The organism is Veillonella agrestimuris (genome assembly GCF_943193065.1).
GTDB classification, from domain to species: Bacteria; Bacillota; Negativicutes; order Veillonellales; family Veillonellaceae; genus Veillonella; species Veillonella agrestimuris.
This window is the reverse complement of record NZ_CALPCS010000001.1, coordinates 112,013-137,476: the sequence shown is the minus strand read 5'-3', so window position 1 is coordinate 137,476 and position 25,464 is coordinate 112,013. Positions and strand designations below refer to the sequence as shown.

General features: G+C 38.7%; 19 protein-coding genes. All 19 read left to right on the top strand.

The window, feature by feature from the left end; translation table 11 throughout:
• The first annotated feature begins 131 nt into the window (after positions 1–131).
• The 19 genes from ssnA to NFR29_RS00550 all read left to right on the top strand — a co-directional run bounded on the left by ssnA (position 132) and on the right by NFR29_RS00550 (position 25,243).
• Positions 132–1,460 (top strand): putative aminohydrolase SsnA, encoded by a 1,329-nt coding sequence (gene ssnA / locus NFR29_RS00640; protein ID WP_251421682.1) that lies wholly within the window; start codon positions 132–134, stop codon positions 1,458–1,460.
• A gap of 30 nt (positions 1,461–1,490) precedes the next feature.
• A complete protein-coding gene (locus NFR29_RS00635) occupies positions 1,491–3,182 on the top strand; it encodes a selenate reductase (RefSeq protein ID WP_251421678.1) in 1,692 nt (563 codons plus the stop codon).
• Positions 3,179–4,528, top strand: coding sequence for a dihydropyrimidinase (gene hydA / locus NFR29_RS00630; protein WP_251421675.1), 1,350 nt, complete (start codon positions 3,179–3,181; stop codon positions 4,526–4,528). Before NFR29_RS00635 ends, hydA begins: the two co-directional genes overlap by 4 nt.
• A gap of 18 nt (positions 4,529–4,546) precedes the next feature.
• On the top strand, positions 4,547–7,099 hold the full coding sequence (xdh, locus tag NFR29_RS00625; RefSeq protein ID WP_251421672.1) for a selenium-dependent xanthine dehydrogenase: 2,553 nt from the start codon (positions 4,547–4,549) through the stop codon (positions 7,097–7,099).
• Between the two features lie 60 nt (positions 7,100–7,159).
• Positions 7,160–8,506: a nucleobase:cation symporter-2 family protein gene (locus NFR29_RS00620; protein WP_420908273.1), complete on the top strand. Its 1,347-nt coding sequence runs from the start codon at positions 7,160–7,162 to the stop codon at positions 8,504–8,506.
• A 129-nt stretch (positions 8,507–8,635) separates the two neighbouring features.
• Complete coding sequence (locus NFR29_RS00615) at positions 8,636–9,802, top strand: RuBisCO large subunit C-terminal-like domain-containing protein (protein ID WP_251421667.1); 1,167 nt, start codon at positions 8,636–8,638, stop codon at positions 9,800–9,802.
• A complete protein-coding gene (locus NFR29_RS00610) occupies positions 9,802–10,602 on the top strand; it encodes an MBL fold metallo-hydrolase (protein WP_251421664.1) in 801 nt (266 codons plus the stop codon). Before NFR29_RS00615 ends, NFR29_RS00610 begins: the two co-directional genes overlap by 1 nt.
• Entirely contained in the window at positions 10,603–11,082 is a 480-nt protein-coding gene (gene rlmH / locus NFR29_RS00605; RefSeq protein WP_251421660.1) for a 23S rRNA (pseudouridine(1915)-N(3))-methyltransferase RlmH, read from the top strand.
• Positions 11,083–11,190: 108 nt separating this feature from the next.
• On the top strand, positions 11,191–11,646 hold the full coding sequence (locus NFR29_RS00600) for a CBS domain-containing protein (protein ID WP_251421657.1): 456 nt from the start codon (positions 11,191–11,193) through the stop codon (positions 11,644–11,646).
• Positions 11,647–11,850: 204 nt separating this feature from the next.
• Entirely contained in the window at positions 11,851–13,155 is a 1,305-nt protein-coding gene (tig, locus tag NFR29_RS00595; protein ID WP_251421655.1) for a trigger factor, read from the top strand.
• Between the two features lie 38 nt (positions 13,156–13,193).
• Positions 13,194–13,787, top strand: a complete 594-nt coding sequence (clpP, locus tag NFR29_RS00590) for an ATP-dependent Clp endopeptidase proteolytic subunit ClpP (RefSeq protein ID WP_251421651.1) — start codon at positions 13,194–13,196, stop codon at positions 13,785–13,787.
• A 12-nt stretch (positions 13,788–13,799) separates the two neighbouring features.
• Positions 13,800–15,053 (top strand): ATP-dependent protease ATP-binding subunit ClpX, encoded by a 1,254-nt coding sequence (clpX, locus tag NFR29_RS00585; protein WP_251421648.1) that lies wholly within the window; start codon positions 13,800–13,802, stop codon positions 15,051–15,053.
• A 63-nt stretch (positions 15,054–15,116) separates the two neighbouring features.
• A complete protein-coding gene (lon, locus tag NFR29_RS00580; protein WP_251421645.1) occupies positions 15,117–17,426 on the top strand; it encodes an endopeptidase La in 2,310 nt (769 codons plus the stop codon).
• Entirely contained in the window at positions 17,426–18,124 is a 699-nt protein-coding gene (gene yihA / locus NFR29_RS00575; RefSeq protein ID WP_251421642.1) for a ribosome biogenesis GTP-binding protein YihA/YsxC, read from the top strand. Before lon ends, yihA begins: the two co-directional genes overlap by 1 nt.
• Entirely contained in the window at positions 18,121–19,092 is a 972-nt protein-coding gene (locus NFR29_RS00570; protein WP_251421639.1) for a polyprenyl synthetase family protein, read from the top strand. The genes yihA and NFR29_RS00570 overlap by 4 nt, the downstream gene beginning before the upstream one ends.
• Position 19,093: 1 nt before the next feature.
• The gene (gene tatC, locus NFR29_RS00565) at positions 19,094–19,972 is read left to right on the top strand and encodes a twin-arginine translocase subunit TatC (RefSeq protein WP_251421636.1); all 879 of its coding nucleotides are present in this window, start codon (positions 19,094–19,096) and stop codon (positions 19,970–19,972) included.
• A 21-nt stretch (positions 19,973–19,993) separates the two neighbouring features.
• The gene (locus NFR29_RS00560; RefSeq protein ID WP_251421633.1) at positions 19,994–22,651 is read left to right on the top strand and encodes a valine--tRNA ligase; all 2,658 of its coding nucleotides are present in this window, start codon (positions 19,994–19,996) and stop codon (positions 22,649–22,651) included.
• Between the two features lie 9 nt (positions 22,652–22,660).
• Positions 22,661–23,968, top strand: a complete 1,308-nt coding sequence (locus tag NFR29_RS00555) for a bifunctional folylpolyglutamate synthase/dihydrofolate synthase (RefSeq protein WP_251421630.1) — start codon at positions 22,661–22,663, stop codon at positions 23,966–23,968.
• Positions 23,969–23,977: 9 nt separating this feature from the next.
• Complete coding sequence (locus NFR29_RS00550; RefSeq protein WP_251421627.1) at positions 23,978–25,243, top strand: O-antigen ligase family protein; 1,266 nt, start codon at positions 23,978–23,980, stop codon at positions 25,241–25,243.
• Positions 25,244–25,464: the final 221 nt, after the last annotated feature.

The following is a 25,464-nucleotide window of genomic DNA, read 5'->3' as shown; positions in this document are numbered from 1 at the left end:
GTAAATGTGAATATTTAATTTGTGAATGCTAAATATACAGTTATTTCTTTTGTTTTGTTAATTAATTTATATCTGCTTTATATTGCAAAATGTAATATATATTCATATAAGATTCATAGGAGGTGACAAGTGTGATTTTATTAGGTAAAGGTACAGTAGTAACTAGAGATGCAGAAAACCCTATTATTTATGATGGTGGAGTATTATTAGAAGGATCTAATATCGTAGAAATTGGCCCATTTGATGCTTTGAAAGGGGCTCATCCTAATGTGGAAGTTATCGATGCCCATGATGGTTTGATTATGCCTGGTCTTATTAATGCTCATCATCACATTTATTCCGCTTTAGCGAGAGGGCTTTCCATGCCTGGTCCATCACCAACTAATTTTGGTGAAATTTTAGAAGGATTGTGGTTTAAACTCGACAAAGCATTATTAGCAGATGATGTAAAAGCTAGTGCCTTATTGACGTATTTAGGATGTATCGAAAATGGTGTGACTACTATTTTTGATCATCATGCAAGTTATGGTGAAACAGAAGGTAGTTTGTCTATTATTGCAGACGTAGCAAAGCAATTAGGCGTTCGATCTTGCTTATGCTATGAAGTATCTGATCGCAATGGCGAAGAAGCGATGAAAGCTGCTGTTCATGAAAATATGCGATTTGCAAGAGAAGCGCAAAAAGATCCAGCTCATTTAGCTGCGATGATGGGGCTTCATGCATCGTTTACAGTAAGTAAAGATACATTAGATTATGTAAAATCTCAAAATGATTTGAATTTAGGTTACCATATTCACGTTGCTGAAGGGCCAGAAGATGGTGCTGATAGCTTAGCAAAATATGGTGTAAGCCCTGTACGTCGTTTATATGATGAAAAGATTTTAGGGCCAAACACAATTACTGGTCACTGTGTTCATATCGATGATGCAGACGTACAATTGCTCAAAGAAACAAGCACTAATGTAGTTCATAATCCAGAAAGTAATATGGGTAATGCAGTAGGTACTACAGATATTCTGAAACTATTAGATGCTGGTGTAACAGTAGCTTTAGGGACTGACGGTTATACAAACGACATGATTGAATCCTATAAAGCAGCAAACTGCCTCGTTAAACACGTACAACATAAACCATATGTAGGATGGGTAGAAGTACCGCATATGTTGTTTGAAAATAATCGAAAAATAGCAAATCAATTCTTTGATGCTACAGTAGGTATTTTGAAACCTGGTGCTGCAGCAGATGTAATTGTATTGGATTACACAGCGCCAACACCGATGACAGAGAACAATATTAATGGTCATCTTTTATTTGGTGCTACAGGTATGCATGTAGTGACTACTATTAGCGACGGTGTACCGCGTATGATCGATAGAAAACTACAAGGTATGGACAAAGCGGACCTAATGAAATTTGTTCGTCAAACATCAGAACGTTTATGGAAACGGTTCAACGCGTAAAGTGATAGCTTTAGATAAGGAGTGGATCCTATGAGTGATATTATGTATCCCGTAAGTTTCGGGAAATTAATGAACCACATTATGACAGAGTATACTCTGCATAATCGCATTTACAATGTAAAGAAGATTCATCGTACTGAACATGATAAAGCATTAACATTATTTGGCAAAAAATTAGAAAATCCAGTAGGTCCTGCAGCAGGTCCTAATACGCAATTAGCGCAAAACATTGTGGCTTCTTACGTAGGTGGTGCTCGTTGTATCGACTTGAAAACTGTACAAATTATGTACGGTGAAGAGCTTGGCATTCCTCGTCCGTGTATTAACTCCGTTGACGAAGCGTATAATGTTGAATGGTCTTCCGAGTATAGTCCAGCACAAGCAGCTGATGAATACATTAAAGCATGGTTTGCTATCAAATTGATTGCGAAAGAATATAATTTAGGCGACCCTAATGGATTCTTATTTATCATGAGTGTGGGTTACAACTTAGCTGGCATTAAGAGCGAATCGGTAGATACGTTCATTGAAACTATGCGTCATGGTTCTAAAGCGCCAATTTGGAATGAATGTAAACAATGGGCACTGGATAATGTAGATAAATTCCAACATGTTGATGTAGCATTTATCAATAGCATCAGCGATGAAATGAGTGACGCTATTACATTATCTACAATGCACGGTTGTCCAGCAGACGAAATCGAAGCGATTTGTACATACTTAATGAAAGAAAAAGGATTGAACTTGTATTTAAAATGTAACCCAACATTATTAGGTCCTAAAAAAGTTCGTGATTTATTAGATAATGCAGGCTTTGATTACATTAAATTCGATGATCATCAATTCGATGTAGACTTGAAATTTGATGCTGCCGTACCAATGCTTGAACGTTTGATTGCTATTGGGGAAGAAAAACAAGTCGTATTCGGTGTAAAACTGACAAACACATTCCCTGTTGCCATTCACAATGCAGAATTACCAGGTAAAGAAATGTATATGTCTGGTAAATCCTTATTGCCATTAACAGTAGGGGTAGCAGAATTATTGAGCTCTCACTTCGGTGAAAGACTGCCGATTTCCTATAGTGGCGGTGCGGTAAAACAAAATATTAAATCCATCTTTGAATGTGGTATTTGGCCTGTTACAGTTTGTACTATTTTGTTACAAGGTGAAGGCTACGATACATTTAAAGGCTTAGCTGACGAAGTAGAATCTACTGATTACGAAGCAGCCTTGAAAGTTAATAAAGATCGAATCGCTAAACTTGTAGCAGATATTGCAGATAATAAATTGTTCAAAAAATCTGAAGCGATGAAGAAAAAATATGCAGACCGTCCAAACTTCCCTGATGCACGTAGCAATGACTACCGCTGTCGCGTTGTTTGTGGAGCTTGTGTTCGCGTATGTCCTAATAGAACGAATGAAATTCTTCATTTAGGCGAACAAAAACTTATTATTCACATTGATGAAAGTTGTAATGAATGTGGTAACTGTGCATGTCACTGCGTAGAACCTTGTCAACCATACAAAGATCGTCTCACTTATTTCCACAATTCTGAAGCTATTAAAGACAGCACAAATGATGGCTTCTACGTAGATGGCAATAACTGTGGCTATCGCTTTAAAGGGGCGGAAGGTGTTTGTGCTATCGATGCATTACCAGAAGAGTTAAAAGGAGTTGTGCAAGCTTTTATTAAAGAGCATGCCTATTATATAGCATGAGAATTATACGTAATGGCGAACTCGTTTTACCAACAGGAGTCGTAACTGGCGATATCGTCATGGAGAACGAAGTAATTACATATATTGGGCATATCACTGATATACCAGATGATGCAGAAGTTATTGATGCTACCGGATGTTATGTATTCCCTGGATTTATTGACCCTCATACGCATTTTCAAATGACCAATGCTTTAGCTAGTACTGCCGATGATTTTGAAAGTGGCACTGCAGCAGCTATTGCAGGGGGAACAACGACAATTATCAATTTTGCCAGCCCTGAAGAGGGATCTTTAAAACAGGGATTGGCTGTTCATAAAGGGCGAGCAGAAAATCATATAGCTTGTGATGTTGCTTTCCATATGGAAATTACTGACATTAATGATGCGGTGTTACAAGAAATCCCAGCAGTAGCAAAAGATGGCGTTGCGTCTTTTAAAGTGTATTTGGCGTATGGATTCCGGTTGAATGACAAAGAGATCTATGAGGCTATTAAAGCCATAGCACCTACGAATAAGTTGGTAGCGGCCCATTGTGAAAATGGGCCGCTCATAGAGGCCTTAATAGAGGAGTTGAGACAATCATCCAAATTAGATGTAGCAAATCATCCGAACTCCCGGCCAGTATTGATTGAAACGGAAGCTATAGAGAGATTTGTTACGATTGGCACATTGACAAATTATCCAGTTCACATCGTGCATGTTAGCTCTGGTGCAGGCTTAGAGACCATCGAAACATTGCGCCGAAAAGGTGCTCGTGTGACTTGTGAAACATGTCCTCAATACCTAGTATTGAATGATTCTGTCTATAGCCTTCCCAATTTTGAAGGCGGTAAATATGTCATGAGTCCTCCATTGCGGAAGGCTGAAGACAATCAAATCTTACGAGATGCCTTGGCGTCTGGTAAATTCCAAACAGTAGGGTCAGACCATTGTAGTTTTAATTTTGAAAGCCAGAAGAAACAGGGGATGCATGATTTTACCCGTATTCCAGGAGGTATTCCTGGCGTAGAAGAACGAGGGCTCATCACCTATCATGTGTTAGTTAATAAACACCAAGTGGACCCAAGTCAATTTATGAAGGTAATCAGCGAAAATCCTGCTAAATTGTATGGACTTTACCCTAAGAAAGGAACTTTACAAGTCGGTAGTGATGCAGATATTACGATTCTGAATCCATATGTAGAGCACGTGCTTTCAAAGGAAACAGCTCATACGAAGGCTGATTATATCCCATATGAAGGGATTAACATAAAAGGTGGCATTGCTCATGTTTTCTTGCGAGGGCACCATGTCGTAAATAATGGTGAGCTTATTAATGCCCATTTAGGTAAATGTATTCCTTAATGGAGGGAGGGCGATTATATGTACCAAATTCAGGTGAATGGTGCCTCTCATCAGGTCCTAGATGATCAGCGTTTAATTGACTATTTACGGGACACCTTGGGTTTGACAGGTACAAAAGAAGGTTGTAGTGCTGGTGCATGTGGTACATGTACAGTCATTGTAGATGGAAAAAAAGTTAAAGCTTGTGTAATGAAATTATCACAGTTGGACGGAAAATCTGTAACGACGATTGAAGGTTTATCAGATCGTGAAAAAGCAGTTTACACATACGCTTTTGGCGAATGTGGTGCTGTGCAATGTGGTTTCTGTATTCCCGGCATGATTATCAGCGCTAAAGCATTAATTGATGAAAATCCTAATCCTACATCAGATGACATAAAAAAAGCTATTATGGGCAATATTTGTCGCTGTACAGGATATGTAAAAATTGAACAAGGCATTGCATTAGCAGCGAAAATGTTACGGGAAAATACACCTGTACCAGAAACGGATAATGATGGTTCATTAGGGGCTCCATTACATCGCGTTGATGTAGAAGAAAAATCACTTGGTACTGGTTTATACGCGGATGACTTTAAAGTAGATGGTATGGTGCATGCTAAAGCAGTACGGTCTAAATATCCTCGTGCTAGAGTAGATAAAATCGATATATCAAAAGCATTAGAACATCCTCAGTGCATTACTGTATTAACAGCTAAGGATGTGCCGTTTAATAAAACGGGGCATCTCGTTCCCGACTGGGACGTATTGATTCCAGAAGGGGAGAATACGCGCTATGTAGGTGATGCTATTGCATTAGTAGTAGTTAAAGAGAAAAAATACTTAAATGAAGTATGTGATTTAGTTGATGTAGCGTACACAGAGCTTAAGCCAGTGTTGACGCCGGAAGCGGCGATGGCAGAAGGGGCTCCGTTACTTCATGAAAAGGGGAATCTTCTATCTCACCAGACTTTATCTCGTGGTGATGTAGATAAAGCAATTGCTGAATCTGCTTTTGTTGTAACGAATCATTATTCCACACCGCAAACAGATCATGCTTTCATGGAACCAGAATGCGCCGTAGCATATCGAGAAGGGGATATTTTGCATCTTCATTCTGGCAGTCAAAATGTCTATGATGATCGCCATGAAGTATCGCGTATGTTAGAGATTCCTGAAGAAGCTGTTAAAGTCCACAGTATGCTCGTTGGTGGCGGTTTTGGTGGTAAAGAAGATATGAGTGTTCAACATCATGCATCTTTAGCCGCATGGGTTACGGGGTTGCCGGTAAAAGTACTTTTCTCTCGTGAAGAAAGTTTGCTTATTCATCCAAAACGTCATGCTATGGAAATTGATATTACAACGGCTTGTGATAAAGATGGTAACTTGACAGCTAGTAAAGTCAATATCGTGTCTAACTGTGGTGCTTATGCTTCCTTAGGGGGCCCTGTACTACAACGGGCAGGTACTCACTCTAGTGGTCCTTACCATTTTGATAATTTTGCTTTCGATGGTATTTGCGTATATACGAATACGGCACCTGGTGGCGCTTTTAGGGGATTTGGTGTGACGCAAACTGTATTTGGACAAGAGCAAAATATCGATGAACTAGCTGCATTAGTAGGAATGGATCCGTGGGAGTTCCGTTATAAAAACGTAGTTCGCCCTGGAGATGCATTGCCAAATGGTCAAATCTGTAGTGAGGAAACTGGTTTAGCAGAATGTTTAGAAGCTGTTAAAGATGCTTATTACAGTTCCCCTAAGTCCGGTCTTGCTGTATGTATGAAAAATAGCGGTATTGGCGTAGGCCTTCCTGATATAGGCCGTGTTATTTTAGAAGTAACAGATGGCATAGTTCGTATCCGGACTGGCGCTGCTTGTATTGGTCAAGGTATGGCTACTATGGCTACACAAATACTTTGTGAAACAACAGGTATTCCAAGCGATAAAGTATTTGTTGAAAGACCAGATACTGTGCGAACACCAGATTCTGGAACGACAACCGCCTCGCGTCAAACTGTATTTACTGGTGAAGCAACTCGCAGAGCTAGTGAAAAATTAAAAGAATTATTACAAACAAAATCCTTAGACGAATTAGATGGTACTGAAATTAGCGAAGAATTCCTCGGTGAAACAGATCCATTTAACTCTGATAAACCACATCCAAAAAATCACGTAGCTTATGGCTATGGTGCTTGTGTAGCTATTATTGGTGATGATAATAAAGTCAGTGATTTACATGTTGCATATGATGTAGGTCGCATAGTAAATCCTCAATCCTGTGAAGGTCAAGCAGAAGGTGGTGCCATTATGGGAATGGGGTATGGTGTGACAGAAGATTTTGTTTACAACGAAGATGGATATATTACATCTAAATATGGCACCCTTGGTTTATTACGATCTACACAGTGTCCAAATATACATGTATCACTTATCGAAAAAGGGACATCAGATCAATATGCATACGGTGCGAAAGGGATAGGTGAAATTAGTAGTATTCCTATTGCACCAGCTATAGCAAACGCATATCGTCGCATTGACGGTGAAGCACGCCGGTCTTTGCCTTTGTGCCATACAGGATATAGAAAGTAAAGACTATAAGGATATGAGGTGATTCATATGAATAAAGATGGCGTTAATCACGTAGACGGTATGGTTCCGTTGCCGCAGATGTTTGCATATGGCTTACAACACGTATTAGCCATGTACGCAGGGGCAGTAGCAGTACCAATTATCATTGCACAAGCGATGAATTTACCAATTGAAGACTTAATTCGATTAATTACAGCAGACTTGTTTACTTGTGGTATTGCTACCTTGATTCAAACGATTGGATTTGGTAATATTGGTGGTCGTATCCCATTGATTCAAGGTGTAACATTTGCTTCTGTAGGACCTATGATTTTAATAGGTTCTCAGCATGATATGGCTACTATCTATGGGGCTATTATTTTAGGTGGTTTATTTACTTTTTTAGTGGCTCCATTCTTTAGTAGACTGATTCGTTTATTCCCACCTGTTGTGACAGGCACGATTATTACTATTATTGGTATTAACCTTATGCCTGTTGCAGTACGATGGCTAGGTGGTGGCGTTGGTAACCCTGAGTTTGGTAGTATTACCAATATCGCTCTTGGTGTAGCCACCTTTGTTATTGTTGTATTGACATATCGGTTTGGTAAAGGATTTTTCGGAAATCTAGCGGTTTTAGTGGGTTTGATATTGGGAACTGTTTTGGCTATGGCCGTAGGCATTACCAACTTCGATGAAGTTGGTAGAGCACAATGGATTTCTATCATAGAGCCATTCTATTTTGGTTTTCCAAAATTTGATTTCGCTTCTGTTGTTTCTATGATTATTGTAATGCTTGTAGTAATGGTAGAAACTACAGGTGATAGTATTGCGGTAGGCGAGATTGTAGATAAAAAAATTGGACAAAAGGAATTGGCTGCAGTTCTCCGTGCAGATGGCTTATCTACTATGATCGGTGGTGTTTTAAATAGTTTCCCATATACTGCATTTGCTCAAAACGTAGGTCTTATTGCAGTAACTCGCGTAAAGAGTCGTTTTGTAGTAGCTATGTCTGGTGTTATTCTTATCGTATTAGGTTTGTTCCCTAAATTGGCAGCTATTGTAGCTTGTATACCGAATGCTGTTTTAGGTGGTGCAGGCATTGCTATGTTCGGCATGATTATTGCTAGTGGAATTAGATCCCTAGGGAAGGTCCATTTTGATAGTAATTATAATTTGATGTTAGTAGCTATTAGTATTGGCGTATCTATGATTCCGATGACAGCACCACACTTTTATGAGCATTTCCCGGCTGGGGCACAAATTATTTTAGAGTCTGGTATTACTGCTGGTAGTATTGTAGCAGTATTATTAAATATGTTATTTAATGGTTTTGGTTATAAAAGCGATAATGATGGTAACACAGCAACTCGCAAATATCGTCATTTCACACGTTATAAAGGTTATCCAAAACATTTCTATCAATAATAGATTCTATTATTTGGACAATAACAATATCAGAACATATACTATTTCCCTATATTAAACTAAAAGGCACCCTATGCTTAGGGTGCCTTTTAGTTTATAATTAAGAACTATAATAAGGAGGTAGGATGTATGACGGAAGAACGTTTTATAGTAACCTATCGCATTAAAGCTACTAGTTATGAAGAAGCAAAACAAATTGCCTGGGCCATTCAAGTGGAACAAAGTATTGAATTCCCTTATGAATTTGTTGTAGATCCATATATAAAAGAACATATTACAGGTCGATTAGAATCGTTAGAGGTGATGAGTGATGATTCACCTTATAGCATGGGAATAGAACCTAGCGAAGGGACATCTTATTATGTGGCTCGTATTTCCTATCATGTGAGTACAGTTGGTGATGAAGCTACACAATTGATGAATGTTATCTTTGGTAATTCGTCGCTACAGCCAGATATTTGGGTTGTTCATATTGAATTAACTCCGTCTATGTATGAAATCTTTAAGGGGCCGCGTTTTGGAATAGAAGGTGTTCGTCGCATCGTACATACCCCGAAACGAGCTATGATTCAGGCTGTTGTAAAACCTATGGGGATTCCTAATGAGGAATTGGCTCGCATGTGTGCTGCCTATACTAGAGGTGGAGCGGATGTTATTAAAGATGATCATGGTATTACAAATCAAAGTTTTTCTAATTTTAAAGACCGTGTGGCTCGTTGTGCCTCTGCTGTACAAGAGATGAATGAGGTCCATGGAATGCATACTTTATATGCAGCCAATGTATCTTGTGATGGCACTGATGTATTGGAACGTGCGCATTACGCTAAAGGTGTAGGTGCTACGGCTTTGATGATAGCTCCTAGCTTAACTGGTTTTGGATGGCTCCATGCTCTTGCTACAGATGAAAGCTTAGGCTTGCCAATTATTGGTCATCCTGCTTTTGGCGGTGGTTTCGTTAGCTCAGGGATTTCTGGTATTGCAGACTATTTATATTTAGGGTGGTTGCCGCGCTTGTTTGGTGCGGATATGCCTATTTTTGTTTCTTATGGTGGACGCTTTACTTTCACTAAAGAACAATGTGAACGGATTAGCCACTATATTAAAGATGATAATAGATTTATAAAAACGGCCTGTCCGTCTCCAGGAGGCGGCGTTACTGATGCTCGCCTAGATGAACTTGTATCTCTATATGGTTCAGATACGATGTTCTTAGTAGGGGGAGACATGTTTAGACGAGGACCTAATATAGAGGACAATATGAAATATTTTGTTGAACGATTGGAAAGACTTTCATAATGAGTGATTATGCAGTAGAAGTACACGTGTTAGCTAGTGGAAGTAAGGGAAATTGTACAATTGTAAAAAAAGGGAAATCTGCCATTATTCACGATGCAGGCATCAGTTGTCGTCGTATCATTAATGGGTTAAAAGCGCTGCATATTGATATACATCATGTAGAGGGGATTTTTATTAGTCACGAACATAGTGATCACATTGCTGGATTGGAACAATTTTTAAAGAAATATGATGTTCCTGTTTATACGAAACACGATACATGGCGCGAAATTCAAGATAAAATGATGGTTCCTAAACACCAACTCATTCCCATTACGAAGGGCAGTTTACAATTAGGAAGTCTAACGGTAGAGTCCTTTGATGTCAGTCATGATGCAGCTGATCCGATTGGTATTAATGTGTTTGGTGGCCGTGAGAAAGTTACCATACTTACTGATACAGGGATTGTTACCGATAATATATTAGCTCGTTTAGACGATACGACATTATTTGTCTTAGAGGCTAATTATGATCCGCATCTATTGCGCTATGGTCCATATCAACCTTTTTTAAAACAACGGGTAGCCAGTGATTTAGGACATTTAAGTAATGAAATGGCAGCACAAACGCTGTTGATGATGAGGAGGCCTGAATTTATGCAAGTCATATTGGCTCACCGCTCTGAGAATAATAACAATACTGTTTGCGTGACCCAAACGATAGGCAATATGCTCGTCGATGGGGGCGTTAAAATTGGACCAGAAATGAAATTGCAACATGGTCAGCCTAATGAAATTATATCTATGATAGGGAAACGATAAATGCGATTTACTATTATTTGTATTGGAAAATTAAAAGATGCTTATTTGCGCGATGGTGTAGGAGAGTTTGTAAAGCGTATGCGTCCTTATGGGGGTATTACGATTACTGAATTAAATGAAAGCAAAATTGGCGATAAAGCAGGCGATGTAGAACGTCGAAAAGTGGTTGAAGAAGAAGGGCAGCGCTTACTAAAAGCAGTACCAGCCTCGGCTTATACGGTGCTTCTTGATGTATATGGCAAGACTATGTCTTCTGAAGAACTGGCGAAATCTATTGCAAACCTAGAAGTGGATGGCGTTAGTGATATGGCCTTCATTATTGGTGGTGCGTTTGGTGTAAGCGATGCGTTGAGACGTTCTGTGCATCAAAAACTCTCATTTAGCCCTATGACGTTTACCCATCAGATGGTGCGGCTATTATTAGTAGAACAAATTTATAGAACTGCTAAAATCAATCGCAATGAACCTTATCATTGGTAATATGCGATTTATAATTTTAATACATATTAAAGATATTTAAAAAGGAGTTTTCATATTTAAAAGCGAATAGTATAATTAAGCTAAAGTTATTTTTAAGGAGGGATTTCTATGAAGATCCAAGATGTAATGAATAAATATCCTGTTACTGTTAGCAAAGATGCACCGATTTCTGATGTAGCGGATTTATTGGTGAAATACAATTTGACAGCGTTGTCCGTAGTCGATGAAAACAATAAATTATTAGGTATTATTTCCGAAGGCGATTTATTGTATAAAAAAGTGCGTCCTCATGTGCCTCATTACGTAAACGTATTAGGTGCTAGTATTTATTACAATGGCATTGGTGAATATAATTCCAAATTTAAAAAACTATTAGCTTCCCATGTTCATGAATTGATGAGTGATGAGGTAGTAACAACTACACCAGAAACAGATGTAGAAGAAGTAGTGTCTGTTATGTTGGACCAACATTTGAAAAACGTACCAGTAGTAGATAAAGACTACAAATTGATTGGTGTATTATCTCGTCGTGACATTATCAAATTAATTGCAAAAGACAACTAGTATTACCGTTGCTAGCTCGTTATAGCAGCCATCCTTAGGGTGGCTGCTTCTTTATAATGAAACCGCGATTTAGCGATTTGACTTTTTGCGAAATTACTTTGACTTTTCAGGTAATTGCATTGATTTTCGATTTGTGTTATTATAAGGAATGCATAATATACTACAGAAATTTGGGCTTTTGCCCTTCAAGGAGGACATATTTTAATGAAAGCGACTGTAAATCCTGTTGATCAACACGTAGTAACTTTGACTATTGAAGTACCAGCAGCAGAAGTAGATAAAGGTGTTAAACAAGCTGTAAAACGTATCGCAAACCAAGTAAACATTCCAGGTTTCCGTAAAGGCCATGCGCCACGCCGTATATTGGAAATGAACTTTGGTAAAGATGCTGTGTTAGAAGAAGCTTTTGAAGTATTAGCTAGCCAAAACTACAATGCAGCTCTTCGAGAAAATGATATTGTTCCTGTTTCTGATCCAGAAATCGAACGCGTACAATTTGAAGAAGGCAAAGACTTGGTATTCAAAGCTACTTTGACTAAACGTCCAGAAGTAACTCTTGGCGAATACAAAGGTTTAGACGCTGAAAAACAAGATAGCACTGTAACTGAAGAACAAATTGAACAACAATTAAACGCTATTCGTGAACAACAAGCGAAAATGGTAGTTGCTGAAGAAGGCGCTACAATTCAAAAAGATGACTTCGCAGTAATCGACTTCGCTGGTTCCATCGATGGCAAACCTTTCGACGGTGGTGAAGGTAAATCCTATCCACTACAAATCGGTTCCGGTAGCTTTATTCCTGGCTTTGAAGATCAATTGATTGGTGCAAAAGCTGGTGATGATGTAACTGTAAAAGTAACATTCCCTGAAGACTACTTTGTAGCTGAATTAGCAGGTAAAGAAGCAGAATTCAAAACTCATATTCACGACATTAAACGCAAAGAATTGCCTGAGTTAAACGATGAATTTGCTAAAGAATCTAGCGCTTACCAAACTATGGATGAATTGAAAGCAGATCTTCGCAAAAAATTAGAAGAAGATGCAACTCGTCGTGCTATCGACAACTATAATGCTGAATTGATTCAAACAGCAGTGAAAAACGCTACTGTTGACATTCCAGAAGTAATGGTGACTGATCGTGTAGAACAAATGATTCAAGAATTGGCTATGAACATGGAAGGCCGCGGCTTGAAATTAGAAGACTATTTCAAATTCTCCAACAAAACTGTAGAGGATTTACGTGAAGAGTATAAAGAAACTGCTGCTGAAAATGTACGTGCTGACTTAGTTCTTGATGCAATCGCAACTGCAGAAGCTATCGAAGTAACTCCAGATGATATGAACCGTGAAATTTTCATGATGGCTCAAAACTTTGGAGCAGATCCTAACGAAGTTTGGGATATTATTGCAAAAGAAGGTCGTGTAGCTATGTTGGCAGGTTCTGTAGGCCGTAAAAAAGCAGCTCGATTCATTATCGACAATGCAAAAGGTGCGAAAGCTGCAGAGTAATACTTGCTTACTAGGTACATGAAAAGGTGATAAGAAATATGTATGTACCAATTGTAGTTGAACAAAGTGAACGCGGCGAGCGTTCTTACGATATTTACTCTCGTTTGTTAAAAGACCGCATTATCTTTTTAGGTGGTCCTATTGATGATAATGTAGCAAATGCTGTTATTGCGCAAATGCTATTCTTAGAAGCGGAAGATCCAGATAAAGATATTCATTTGTATATTAATAGCCCTGGTGGTGTAGTGACTGCTGGTATGGCTATTTATGATACAATGCAATACATTAAGCCAGATGTATCTACTATTTGCGTAGGTTCTGCAGCAAGTATGGGTGCCGTATTATTGGCAGCAGGTGAAAAAGGCAAACGCTTTGCCTTACCTCATGCGCGCGTTATGATTCACCAACCATTAGGTGGTGTACAAGGTCAAGCATCAGAAATCGAAATTCATGCTCGCGAAATCCTTCGCATGCGTGAAGAATTAAATGGTATATTAGCGTCCCGCAGCGGACAAGATATTGAAGTGGTCGCGCGTGATACAGATCGCGATAACTTCATGAGTGCTCAAGATGCTGTAGAATATGGCTTGATTGACGAAGTGCTAACACGCGAACCTGGTGAAAGCAAATAATGGAGGCGTTCCTTGGCAAACGATAAAGACAAAGCGCGCTGCAGTTTTTGTGGTCGCACAAGTGATGAAGTCAAAAAATTAGTAGCTGGTCCTGATGTGTATATTTGCGATGAATGCGTTGACGTATGTGAACGAATCATCGACGATGAACTAGAGGATTTGCGTGCTAATGACTTTGAATTAAAAGAATTGCCAACGCCAAAAGAAATCAAAGCACATCTTGACCAATATGTAATTGGTCAAGATGATGCTAAAGTTTCCCTTGCGGTGGCTGTATATAATCACTACAAACGGTTGCAAACAGATAATGTTGTAGACGATGTAGAATTACAGAAATCAAATGTTCTATTTATAGGACCTACTGGTAGTGGTAAAACATTACTAGCTCAAACATTAGCAAGAATGTTAGATGTACCATTTGCTATGGCAGATGCTACAAGCTTAACGGAAGCAGGTTATGTAGGTGAAGATGTAGAAAATATTCTACTCAAATTGATCCAAGCTGCTGATTATGACATTACTCGGGCTGAACAAGGTATCATTTATATCGATGAAATCGATAAAATTGCCCGCAAGTCTGAGAACCCTTCCATTACACGTGATGTGTCTGGTGAAGGGGTGCAACAAGCACTATTAAAAATCTTAGAAGGTACTGTTGCATCTGTACCGCCACAAGGTGGTCGGAAACATCCAAACCAAGAAATGCTTCAAATTGACACAACAAATATTTTATTTATTTGTGCGGGTGCATTCGATGGTATGGATAAAGTTATTAGCAAACGGACTGCTAAGAAAACACTAGGTTTTGGTGCTGATGTACAACGTACAGAGGAACGAAATATAACGGAAATCTTGAAAGACGTTGTGCCAGAAGATTTATTGAAATTTGGTTTGATTCCTGAGTTTATTGGTCGTTTGCCAGTGATGGTAACATTAGAACAATTAGATCGAGACGCATTAATCCAAATTTTGACAAAACCGAAAAATGCATTGACTAAACAATATGAGAAAATTCTATCCCTTGATGGTGTAGAGTTGACTTTTACAGACGATGCATTAGAAGCAATTGCTGATGAAGCATTGCAACGAAAAACTGGTGCTCGTGGTTTGCGCTCCATTATTGAAAAAGTAATGAAGCAAGTTATGTATGAAGTTCCATCTATGGAAGATGTAACGAAGTGCATAGTAACTCGTGAAGCCGTGTTGGGCACAGATGTACCTACACTTAAAAATGAGGCAAACGAAAACATTAAGCTAACATTGTAATTTGAAGAAACTCATTTCTGTGTAGGAATGAGTTTCTTTTCATAATATATCCTTGGAGGAACTATGAGCTTATTAGAGATCGGTATTCCTACGGTCCCACTTAGAGGTATGGTTGTATATCCAAACCTTGTGATTCATCTCGATATTGGTCGAGAAGCGTCTATCAAAGCTGTAGAAGCGGCGATGAATGAAGATCGTATTTTAGCGGTCATTACCCAAAAAGACGATTCCATTGATGCTCCTACTGTTCATGATTTAGCGCCTGTAGGGACTCTTGTAAAAATTAAGCAAATGCTACGATTGCCAGGTGGTATTGTACGCGTGCTAGTGGAAGGTATTACGCGCCTTCGCGTTATGAATATTACTAGCCGAGAACCGCATTATGTAGGCGATTATGAACGATTAGGCTCCGTATTTGAAGATGACGTAGAATTAGAAGCCTATCGTCGATTAGTACAAAGTAAATTTAACGATTGGGCTGCAGAAGCGCGAGCAACTACAGAAGAAACAGTAGAGCGAATTATGGATATTCGCGATCCTTCTGAATTAGCAGACCAAGTGGCGTTTTTATTGCCTATCGACATTCAGAAAAAACAAGAATTATTGGAAGAACTATTGGTAGCTCGTCGCTTAAATATGATTGTAGGGATTCTAAATATGGAAATGCAAATTTCTGATTTAGAAAACTCTATTAATGATAAAGTGCGACAATCGATGGAAAAAGCACAAAAAGAATATTTCTTGCGCGAAAAAATCCGCGTTATTCATGATGAATTAGGTGATAAAGGGGACCCTGAAGAAGAAGCAGAAGAACTGCGTAAACAATTGAAGGCTCTTAATTTGAGTGAAGATATTCATAACCGTATTGAGAAAGAAATTTCTCGCTATAGCCGGATGCCACAAATGATGCCAGAATCGACTATTTTGCGCAATTATTTAGACTGGGTATTAGGCTTACCTTGGAATACTTTGTCTGAAGATCGGTTAGATATTAATGAAGCAAAAGATATTTTAGAAGCAGATCATTATGGTTTAGAAAAAGTAAAAAAACGAATTTTAGAATTTTTAGCAGTCCGTAAGTTAACTGGTAAAAACAGTGGTTCCATTCTTTGTTTGGTAGGACCACCAGGTGTTGGTAAAACATCTTTAGCTACATCTATTGCAAAAGCTATGAACCGTAAGTTCATACGCGCTTCTTTAGGTGGCGTTCGAGATGAAGCTGAAATTCGCGGTCATCGTAGAACATATATTGGCGCTTTGCCAGGTCGTATGATTCAAGGCATCAAAAATGCAGGCACTAAGAACCCTGTATTCTTGCTAGATGAAATTGATAAATTAGCATCTGATTACAAAGGAGATCCATCTTCTGCATTATTAGAGGTATTGGATCCAGAGCAAAATAGTACATTTAGCGATCACTTTATTGAAATTCCTTTCGATTTCTCCGAAGTATTCTGGATTACGACAGCTAATGTAGCATCTAATATTCCAGGGCCATTGCTAGATCGGATGGAAATCATTGAAGTATCTAGTTATACAGAAGAAGAAAAATTAGAAATTGCTAAACGCTATTTAGCGCCAAAACAAATTGAGAAAAACGGCTTAAAAGATTATAAAGTTAAATTATCTGATAGCGTTTTGAAAAAAGTTATTTCCGAATATACTCGCGAAGCTGGTGTTCGTCGATTAGAAAAAACGATTGCTAACATTTGTCGTAAAATGGCTTACCAAATTGTTGAAGAATCTGTAGAAGCACCAAAGGTGACAGTAAAAACATTATCTGACTATTTAGGGTCACCTATTTTCGTAGAAGAAGAACGAGAAAAGAAAGCTCAAGTAGGTTATGTAAATGGTCTTGCTTGGACTTCTGTAGGTGGTGTAGTATTACCTTGTGAGGCCACGACGATGAGTGGCACGGGCAAACTTTCCTTGACAGGTAGTTTAGGTAAAGTTATGCAAGAATCTGGACAAGCAGCGATGAGCTATATTAGACATAATGCTAAAAAACTAGGGATTCAAGAAGATTTTTATAAAACCTTAGATATTCACGTTCACTTACCAGAAGGGGCTACCCCTAAAGATGGTCCATCTGCTGGTATTACTATGACATTAGCTATGGTCTCTGCATTAACAGACCGTAAAGTGCGCGCTGATTTAGCTATGACTGGGGAAATAACCTTGCGTGGTCGCGTCCTTCCAATTGGAGGGTTAAAAGAAAAACTATTAGCCGCTTTAGCGTATGGCGTGAAAGAAGTATTCATTCCAAAAGGCAATGAAAAAGATATTCCTGAATTACCAGATAGTGTGAAAGAAGGGCTCATCATTACGCCAGTAAAAACAATGGATGAAGTTTTAGCAAAGGCACTTTTATAATGCAAAAAAAGAAAAAATCCACCAAACAAATGGGGCCTAAACCGCAATATACGAGAAAAGAAACGAAAGGGCCTCGTATTATAGCCGCAAAATATAATACATCTTGTGTGAAAGCTGAACAGTATCCAGAAGGGGATACTGTTGAAGTGGCTTTCATCGGGCGCTCTAATGTAGGCAAATCATCTTTGATTAACTCTCTTTGTAATTATCGCGGATTAGCTCTCGTTAGTGGACAGCCCGGTAAGACTAAGACGATCAATTTCTTTGATGTTGAATCGAAAGAAGATATTAGCGACACAGAAGAACGTCGCTACAATTGGTTCTTAGTCGATCTGCCGGGGTATGGATTTGCAAAGACCAATAAAGGGAATCGCGATTTGTGGTCTTCCTTTATTGCCGATTATATTTTGCACTCTGAACGTTTGATGTTGTTGTGTTTATTAATAGATGGACGCCATCTAGAAATGCCTATTGATAAAGTGGCTTTTGATTGGCTCGTAGAAGCTGGCGTACCGCTCCAAATTGTAGTGACAAAGGCTGATAAATTGACGGCTAAAGAAAAAAATGCTAATTTAGCGAAAATTAAAGCCTTATATCCTACAGGGACAGCACCTATTTTATATAGCTCATTAAAACATACGGGACGAGAATTGCTACAACAACGAATTAATAAGGTATTACTAGGAGATGAAGCATGAGTACTGTGAATCATATAGAGATGATGGAACGCATTGCTCTAGATTTAGAGGGTGTGGAACGAGCTCTTGCAGCATCTTTACAGACAGGGGCAGAAGATTTCAACGAATTGATTCGCCCTTTATCTGCTGCTGGAGGTAAGCGCTTGCGAGCACAATTGTGCTTGCTCGTTGCCAATGCAGGAGATTCAGTAGAAGAGGAACGCATAAAGGTTGCTGAAGCGGTAGAGTTGCTTCATTTAGCCACATTGATTCACGACGATGTATTAGATCAAGCAGATATTCGTCGTGGAGAAGAGACAATTCATAAACATAAAGGAAATAAAGTAGCTATTCTAAGTGGTGATTATTTATTTGCAAAGGCTTTTAGTATTGTTTCTGACATGCCAACTATGGAGTATTTAAAAATTTTCTCTCATATCATTACATGCCTTGTAGAGGGTGAATTTATGCAAATGGAAGATGTATATCGCATCAATCAAGGGGTTCAGCGATATATGGAGAAGACTCAGAAAAAAACCGCTGACTTTATGGAAGGCTGTATGGAGCTAGGAGGCTTATTGGGTAAGTGGAGCCAAGAGGAAATCGTAGAGCTAAAAAAATACGGCCATGCTCTAGGAATGGCATTCCAAATTACCGATGATATTATGGATTACCGAGAGACTTCTGATACAACGGGAAAACCTGTTGGCAATGATTTGCGAGAAGGTCTTTTGACTTATCCGTTGCTCAGTATTGTTACTGATAATAATAAAGAACGCTTATTAGCTGATATTAAAGACCTTCATAATGGGAAAGATGAAAAAGAGATTATCGACTATGTTATCGCTGCGGGTGGTATTGATAATACCTTGGCCATTGCAGAACAATATTGCAATGATGCTCTCAATGCATTAGCGAATATAAGAGATTTTGAAGGTAAAGAGATTTTAGTATTAGCTGTTCAGAACTTATTAAATAGAAAGGTATAATATGGAGGCTTTCGAACCTAAAGATTTCGAATATCCCATAAAGAAACCTTCTTTTGATAGCGTAGTTCGCCAAAAACGGCGCGCACAAATACAACAAGAAGAACAACTGCAATATACGGTAATTCCTGATGAGGAACAAAGCGTAGAGCCGGTATATACAGAAACAGAGCAGAAAATAATGGATGAAGCGGCTCAGTTGTCGCTAGTCGGTCATTTAGCAGAATTGAGACAACGAATCATTATTATGGCTATTGCCGTTGTCATTGGAACAGGTATAGCGTATTATTATGTAGATTTTTTATTAGAACTTTTATTGGCCCCCGGTGGTAAACTTTACTACATGCGGCCTACAGAAGCATTTTTCACGTATTTAAAGGTCTCTGTAGTAGGCGGCTTTGTCATTGCTACGCCAGTTATTCTGTACCAAATTTGGGGATTTGTAAAACCAGCGTTAACGGTACGGGAAAAATCTATATCCAATTGGGTTCTGCCAGTAGCGATTATATTGTTTATTATAGGCATAGTTTTTTCCTATACCTTAGTATTGCCAGCAGCAGTTGTGTTTTTTATGGGCTTTGCTACCGATGAATTACAACCGATGTTCTCGGTAGGGCAGTATCTTGATTTTGTACTTTCCTTTGTGCTACCTTTTGGCTTTATTTTTGAGCTACCTTTGATTATTATCATTATGGGATATTTTAATTTAATTACATCCCAATTTTTGAAAACGAAACGTAAATTCTTTATATTGTTGGCTTTTATCATAGGTGCTGTTATTTCGCCAACACCAGATATGTTCTCGCAAATAATGATTGCCTTACCTATGATTTTGCTCTATGAAACGAGCCTCTTTGTATTAGCCAATATCATGAAACGTTAAATCCAAACTTTAGGAGGAACGATGAAAACCTACGAAAATTTGACCACCTACAATCCTGGTGATATTGAAAGTAAGTGGTATTCCTACTGGGAAAATCAAGGATACTTTCACGAAGAAGTAGATACAGATAAAGAACCTTTTAGCATCGTATTACCACCGCCTAATGTAACAGGTATGTTGCATATGGGACATGCATTAGATAATACATTGCAAGATATTTTGATCCGTTTTAAACGGATGCAAGGCTACAATGTGTTGTGGATGCCTGGTACAGACCATGCTGGTATTGCTACGCAAATTAAAGTAGAAGAAATGTTAGCTGCCAACGAAGGTAAAAGTCGCCATGATTTAGGTCGTGAAAAGTTCGTAGAACGCGTATGGGAATGGAAAAAAGAGTACGGCGATACTATTGTAAAACAAATTCGCAGCCTCGGCGCTTCTTGCGATTGGGATAGAGAGCGTTTTACCTTGGATGACGGTTATTACCGTGCTGTTCGCGAAGTATTCGTAAGCCTCTATGAAAAAGGTTTAATTTATCGTGGTGAACGAATCATCAATTGGTGTCCTCGTTGTGCTACTGCATTATCTGATGTAGAAGTAGATCACGAAGATGAACACGGCCATTTATGGCATATTAAATATCCTGTAAAAGGTGATGATAGTCGTTTCGTTATCGTTGCTACTACTCGTCCTGAAACAATGTTTGGGGACGTAGCGGTAGCCGTTAATCCAGATGATGAACGCTACAAAGATTTAATCGGTAAAACATTGATATTACCATTTGTAAATCGCGAAATTCCAGTCATTGCCGATGAGTATGTAGATGCTAGTTTTGGTACTGGTTGTGTAAAAATTACGCCAGCTCATGATCCTAATGACTTTGAAATGGGGCAACGACATAATTTAGAATCCATTGTAGTCATGAATAACGATGCGACTATGAATGAAGGGGCCGGTAAATTTAGTGGATTAACTCGTGAAGAGGCAAGAAAACAAGTAGTTGCGGAATTGCAAGATCTTGGTTTGTTAGATAAAGTGGAAGACCATGACCATGCAGTAGGCCATTGTTCTCGTTGTAAAACGATTATTGAACCAATGATTTCTAAACAATGGTTTGTCAACATGAAACCGCTTGCGGAGCCGGCTTTGAAAGTCGTAAAAGATGGTGACGTTCAATTTGTTCCAGAGCGATTTACAAAGACTTATGTAAATTGGCTTGAAAATATTCGAGATTGGACGATTTCACGCCAATTATGGTGGGGACATCGTATTCCAGCATGGTATTGTGATAACTGTGGTGAAACTATCGTTAGTCGTGAAGATATTACGGAATGTCCTCATTGTCATGGCCCTGTAACACAAGATCCAGATGTATTAGATACATGGTTTAGCTCTGGTTTGTGGCCTTTCGCAACGATGGGATGGCCAGAAGAAACAGCAGAATTGAAACAGTGGTATCCTACTAGTGTACTTGTTACTGGTTACGATATTATTTTCTTCTGGGTGGCTCGTATGATCTTTATGGGGCTCGAATTTGAAAAAGAAATTCCATTTAAACATGTATTTATTCATGGCCTTGTACGAGATAGTCAAGGTCGTAAAATGAGTAAATCCTTGGGCAATGGTATTGATCCATTAGACGTGATTCGCCAATATGGTGCTGATGCATTGCGTTTTACTCTTGTTACAGGTAATACACCAGGCAATGATATGCGTTTTTACATGGAACGCGTAGAGGCAAATCGCAACTTTGCCAATAAGATTTGGAACGCATCTAAATTCGTTCTTATGAATTTAACGAACTATGATGAAAACTTCATTCCTAATGAAGCAGATTTAACGTTAGCAGATAAATGGATTATTGCTAAATACAATGAAACCGTACGAAGCATTACTGCTAATTTAGATAAATTTGAATTAGGTGAAGCAGCAAGTTCTGTGTATGATTTCATTTGGAATACGTACTGTGACTGGTATATCGAGCTTGCAAAACCTCGTTTGTATAGCGATAGCAATGAACGAGATCGCAGTACCGTACAGTATTTATTGGTAACGATTTTGCGTCATATGTTAGAATTGTTACATCCATTCATGCCATTTGTAACAGAACATATTTGGCAACACTTGCCTCATGAAGGGGATAGTATCGTTCGTGCTCAATGGCCAGAAGCGTTAGCTTTCACAAACCTTGATGAAGCAGCACGCCAAATGGAGATTATGATGGATGCTATTAAAGGCATTCGCAATATGCGGGCAGAAATGAATGTACCGTTAGGGAAAAAAGCAGAAGTTATCGTAGCTCCTACAGATGCATCTATTGCTAAAGCTGTAGCAGATCATAGCGATTACTTTGTCACTCTCGCATGGGCTGAAAGAGTAACCATCTTAGATGCTAATGATAGTAAACCAGAAAATGCCACTGTAACTGTTGTGAATGGTATGGAAGTATACCTTCTATTAAAGGATCTTATTGATACAGATAAAGAAAAAGAACGTATTGCTAAAGAAAAAGAGCAATTGAAAAAAGAAATTGCTCGATTAGAAGGTAAGCTTGGCAATGAAGGGTTCCTTGCTAAAGCGCCAGAAGCTGTAGTGGCAAAAGAAAAAGAAAAACTAGAAGAATATAAACAAAAACAACAAGCGTTGTTAGAACGGGAAGCGTTCTTACAAACCTTATAGGAGGTTTATATGACATACGAAGAAGCCTTAGCCTACCTTGAATCGGCCGCATCTTTTGGAATTAAGCCAGGAGTGGAACGGATTCAAACTTTATTGGATTATCTGGATCATCCAGAAAAAGACTATAAGATTATCCATGTAGCTGGTACTAATGGCAAAGGTTCAGTAACGACCTATATTTCGTATGCTCTGTTTACCAGTGGATTGAGGGTGGGGCGATTTACATCGCCTCACCTTGAATCATATACAGAGCGTATTCAAATTAATGATGCAGAAATTACGAAAGAGGCTTTTGGGAATCTCATACTTTCTATACAAGATGGGGTTACAAAAATGGTAGCTCATGGTATGGAAGCACCGACGCAGTTTGAAATGTTAACGGCCGCAGCTTTTCTTTTTTTCAAAGAACAAGGTGTTGATTATGCCGTTATTGAAGCAGGCTTAGGGGGCTTATTAGATTCCACTAATGTAGTAGAACCTATTGCTACAGTCATTACAAATGTGACACTTGACCATCAAGCCTATTGTGGGGATACAGTAGAAGAGATTGCAGAACATAAAGCTGGTATTATTAAAGAGGGAGTTCCTCTTATTACGGCCGCTCAACAAGGACCACTTCGCATTATTGAAGGTGTAGCCAAAAAGAAAAAAGCTCCTATTTACATCTTTAATCAACAGTTTGGGGTAGATAGCCGCAGTGCAGTTACAGGGGGCCAAATGATTACTATTAGTACCGATAAAGATGCACCAGCCATGCTGTTTACTACTATGCCTGGTATTCATCAAGCTGTTAACTTAGCGTGTGCATTACAAACTGTACGATTATTAATGGAACAGGATGAGGCGATTAGCGAAGAAACGATACGTGAAGGCTTTGCCCGAGCTATATGGCCAGGTCGATTTGAAGTAAAGTGCGGGTTAAATCGTATTTTTATTTTTGACGGCGCTCATAATACAGCTGGTGCAGAAGCATTTGCTATGACCTATGGAGAATTATATAAAGATAAGCCAAAAACAATAGTGATGGCTATTTTGAAGGATAAAGACGAAGTAGGTATTATTGGCAATGTTGTAAAACCAAAAGATATAGTCATTGCTGTACCGGCTCCGACAGATCGGACGGAGACACCAGAGCAACTCGTCACTATTGTGAGACAACAAGTGCCTCATGTAGTGGCTCAAACGGCGGCTGATGTGGAGAAAGGCTTAGAGTTAGCTTTCAAACATAGTCAGGATGGCGATATTATCGTTGTTTGTGGCTCACTCTATATTTTAGGAATGGCTCGTCAATGGCTACAGCAACGGTTGAGTCATTAAGGTGCTATTATGAATCATTCTTTATTTCCTACAGAAACTAAACTGCGTTTCTACGTGGAGCGGCTTATATATGGCATTGTTATTGCTATGCCGTTGCAACCCCTCGTAGGGGACGTGTTGTTATGGATAACCTTGGCCATTGCTTTTGTTGATTTAGTGCGACGAGGCAATTTGACTTTACCTACCGGTTATTTGTCATGGACTGTTGCGATTTTTGTAGCTTGGACGGGGTTATCTGCACTGTTATCGGATCATTGGCAGTGGTCTCTAGGCAGTTGGGTCTATCAAATCGTCGCTGGCGGCGGTATGTACTATTTAGTTCGAACCTATATATCGAAGCCTAAACAGTGGCGCTATTTCTTACAATGTTTGGTGGGGACCGCATTATTAGTCTGTTGTATTGGTATTTATGAATATATTTTTCTCCCTAACATTCATATTAAAGAATGGGTAGATGCCACGCAGTTCCCTAAATTGATGCGGCGCATGGCGTCTACATTGCAAAACCCAAATCTATTGGGAGCTTACTTATTGATGATCCTAAGTGTTGTCATTAGTTATATTTTGGTCTATGTCAAAGGACCGAAAGAAGATGGTGAAAATGAGTTGATCAGTAAAGGTCGTCATAAACAAGACGCACTTATGATGATTCCTATTGGTATCGTTTTATTTTTAACGTTGGTCTTAACCTATTCGAGAGGGATTTGGATTAGCTTTGCAGCCATGATTCTATATTGGGCTATCTTCGTAGAACGAAAGCTTTTTTGGTCTATATTACTCATTCCATTAGTATTATATTGTTACGAAGGGGAAATTGCTTCCCGTTTATGGTCTATATTCCAAGGTACTGATACATCGGCAGATTTACGATGGGCCTTATGGGATAGCACAAGTTATATCGTCAGAGAACATCCGTTGTTTGGGATTGGGTGGAATACATTCTTCTTGGTGTATCCCGACTATAACTATTATATTCAAGGACCACAGGTTCTTATGTACCATGCCCATAATTTATATTTGAACGTCCTTGCCGAAGCGGGGATACCCGGATTGATTTCCTTTTTAGCTGTGTTAGTCTGTCATGTCTATGCTTCTATCAGCTTAAAAGGAGATATATTTAGACAAGCCGCTCAAATTGGTGTAGGTGCACTCGTTGTAGGTGTTCTCGTCAGTGGTTTATCAGATTTTGAACTTTATAGTCATCAAGTGACAATGATTTTTTGGCAACTTATGGGGCTTATTGGAGCCTTTATGAAAGTTCATTTAAACCGATAGATACTGCAATTATTAAGCGTAACTATATATTGAAGTAACTAGCTGTTCAGTGTAACTTGTATGAAGTTAATCATAACCAGTCTTTTATAGATGTCTATTATGTTTTATAATGGAACTATAGAAGACTGGTTTTTTGTATGTTTAAAAATAACCTTTTTAGTGATATTTAAAAATGTTACATGACTATGAAAAGATTTTAGTTTTTATATTATCTATATGTA

Bases quoted from the DNA above. Each gene is read 5' to 3' on its own strand.
- NFR29_RS00635 (WP_251421678.1), top strand. From the start codon at position 1,491: ATGAGTGATATTATGTATCCCGTAAGTTTCGGGAAATTAATGAACCAC.
- hydA (WP_251421675.1), top strand. From the start codon at position 3,179: ATGAGAATTATACGTAATGGCGAACTCGTTTTACCAACAGGAGTCGTA.
- xdh (WP_251421672.1), top strand. From the start codon at position 4,547: ATGTACCAAATTCAGGTGAATGGTGCCTCTCATCAGGTCCTAGATGAT.
- NFR29_RS00620 (WP_420908273.1), top strand. From the start codon at position 7,160: ATGGTTCCGTTGCCGCAGATGTTTGCATATGGCTTACAACACGTATTA.
- NFR29_RS00615 (WP_251421667.1), top strand. From the start codon at position 8,636: ATGACGGAAGAACGTTTTATAGTAACCTATCGCATTAAAGCTACTAGT.
- NFR29_RS00610 (WP_251421664.1), top strand. From the start codon at position 9,802: ATGAGTGATTATGCAGTAGAAGTACACGTGTTAGCTAGTGGAAGTAAG.
- rlmH (WP_251421660.1), top strand. From the start codon at position 10,603: ATGCGATTTACTATTATTTGTATTGGAAAATTAAAAGATGCTTATTTG.
- NFR29_RS00600 (WP_251421657.1), top strand. From the start codon at position 11,191: ATGAAGATCCAAGATGTAATGAATAAATATCCTGTTACTGTTAGCAAA.
- tig (WP_251421655.1), top strand. From the start codon at position 11,851: ATGAAAGCGACTGTAAATCCTGTTGATCAACACGTAGTAACTTTGACT.
- clpP (WP_251421651.1), top strand. From the start codon at position 13,194: ATGTATGTACCAATTGTAGTTGAACAAAGTGAACGCGGCGAGCGTTCT.
- lon (WP_251421645.1), top strand. From the start codon at position 15,117: ATGAGCTTATTAGAGATCGGTATTCCTACGGTCCCACTTAGAGGTATG.
- yihA (WP_251421642.1), top strand. From the start codon at position 17,426: ATGCAAAAAAAGAAAAAATCCACCAAACAAATGGGGCCTAAACCGCAA.
- NFR29_RS00570 (WP_251421639.1), top strand. From the start codon at position 18,121: ATGAGTACTGTGAATCATATAGAGATGATGGAACGCATTGCTCTAGAT.
- tatC (WP_251421636.1), top strand. From the start codon at position 19,094: ATGGAGGCTTTCGAACCTAAAGATTTCGAATATCCCATAAAGAAACCT.
- NFR29_RS00560 (WP_251421633.1), top strand. From the start codon at position 19,994: ATGAAAACCTACGAAAATTTGACCACCTACAATCCTGGTGATATTGAA.
- NFR29_RS00555 (WP_251421630.1), top strand. From the start codon at position 22,661: ATGACATACGAAGAAGCCTTAGCCTACCTTGAATCGGCCGCATCTTTT.
- NFR29_RS00550 (WP_251421627.1), top strand. From the start codon at position 23,978: ATGAATCATTCTTTATTTCCTACAGAAACTAAACTGCGTTTCTACGTG.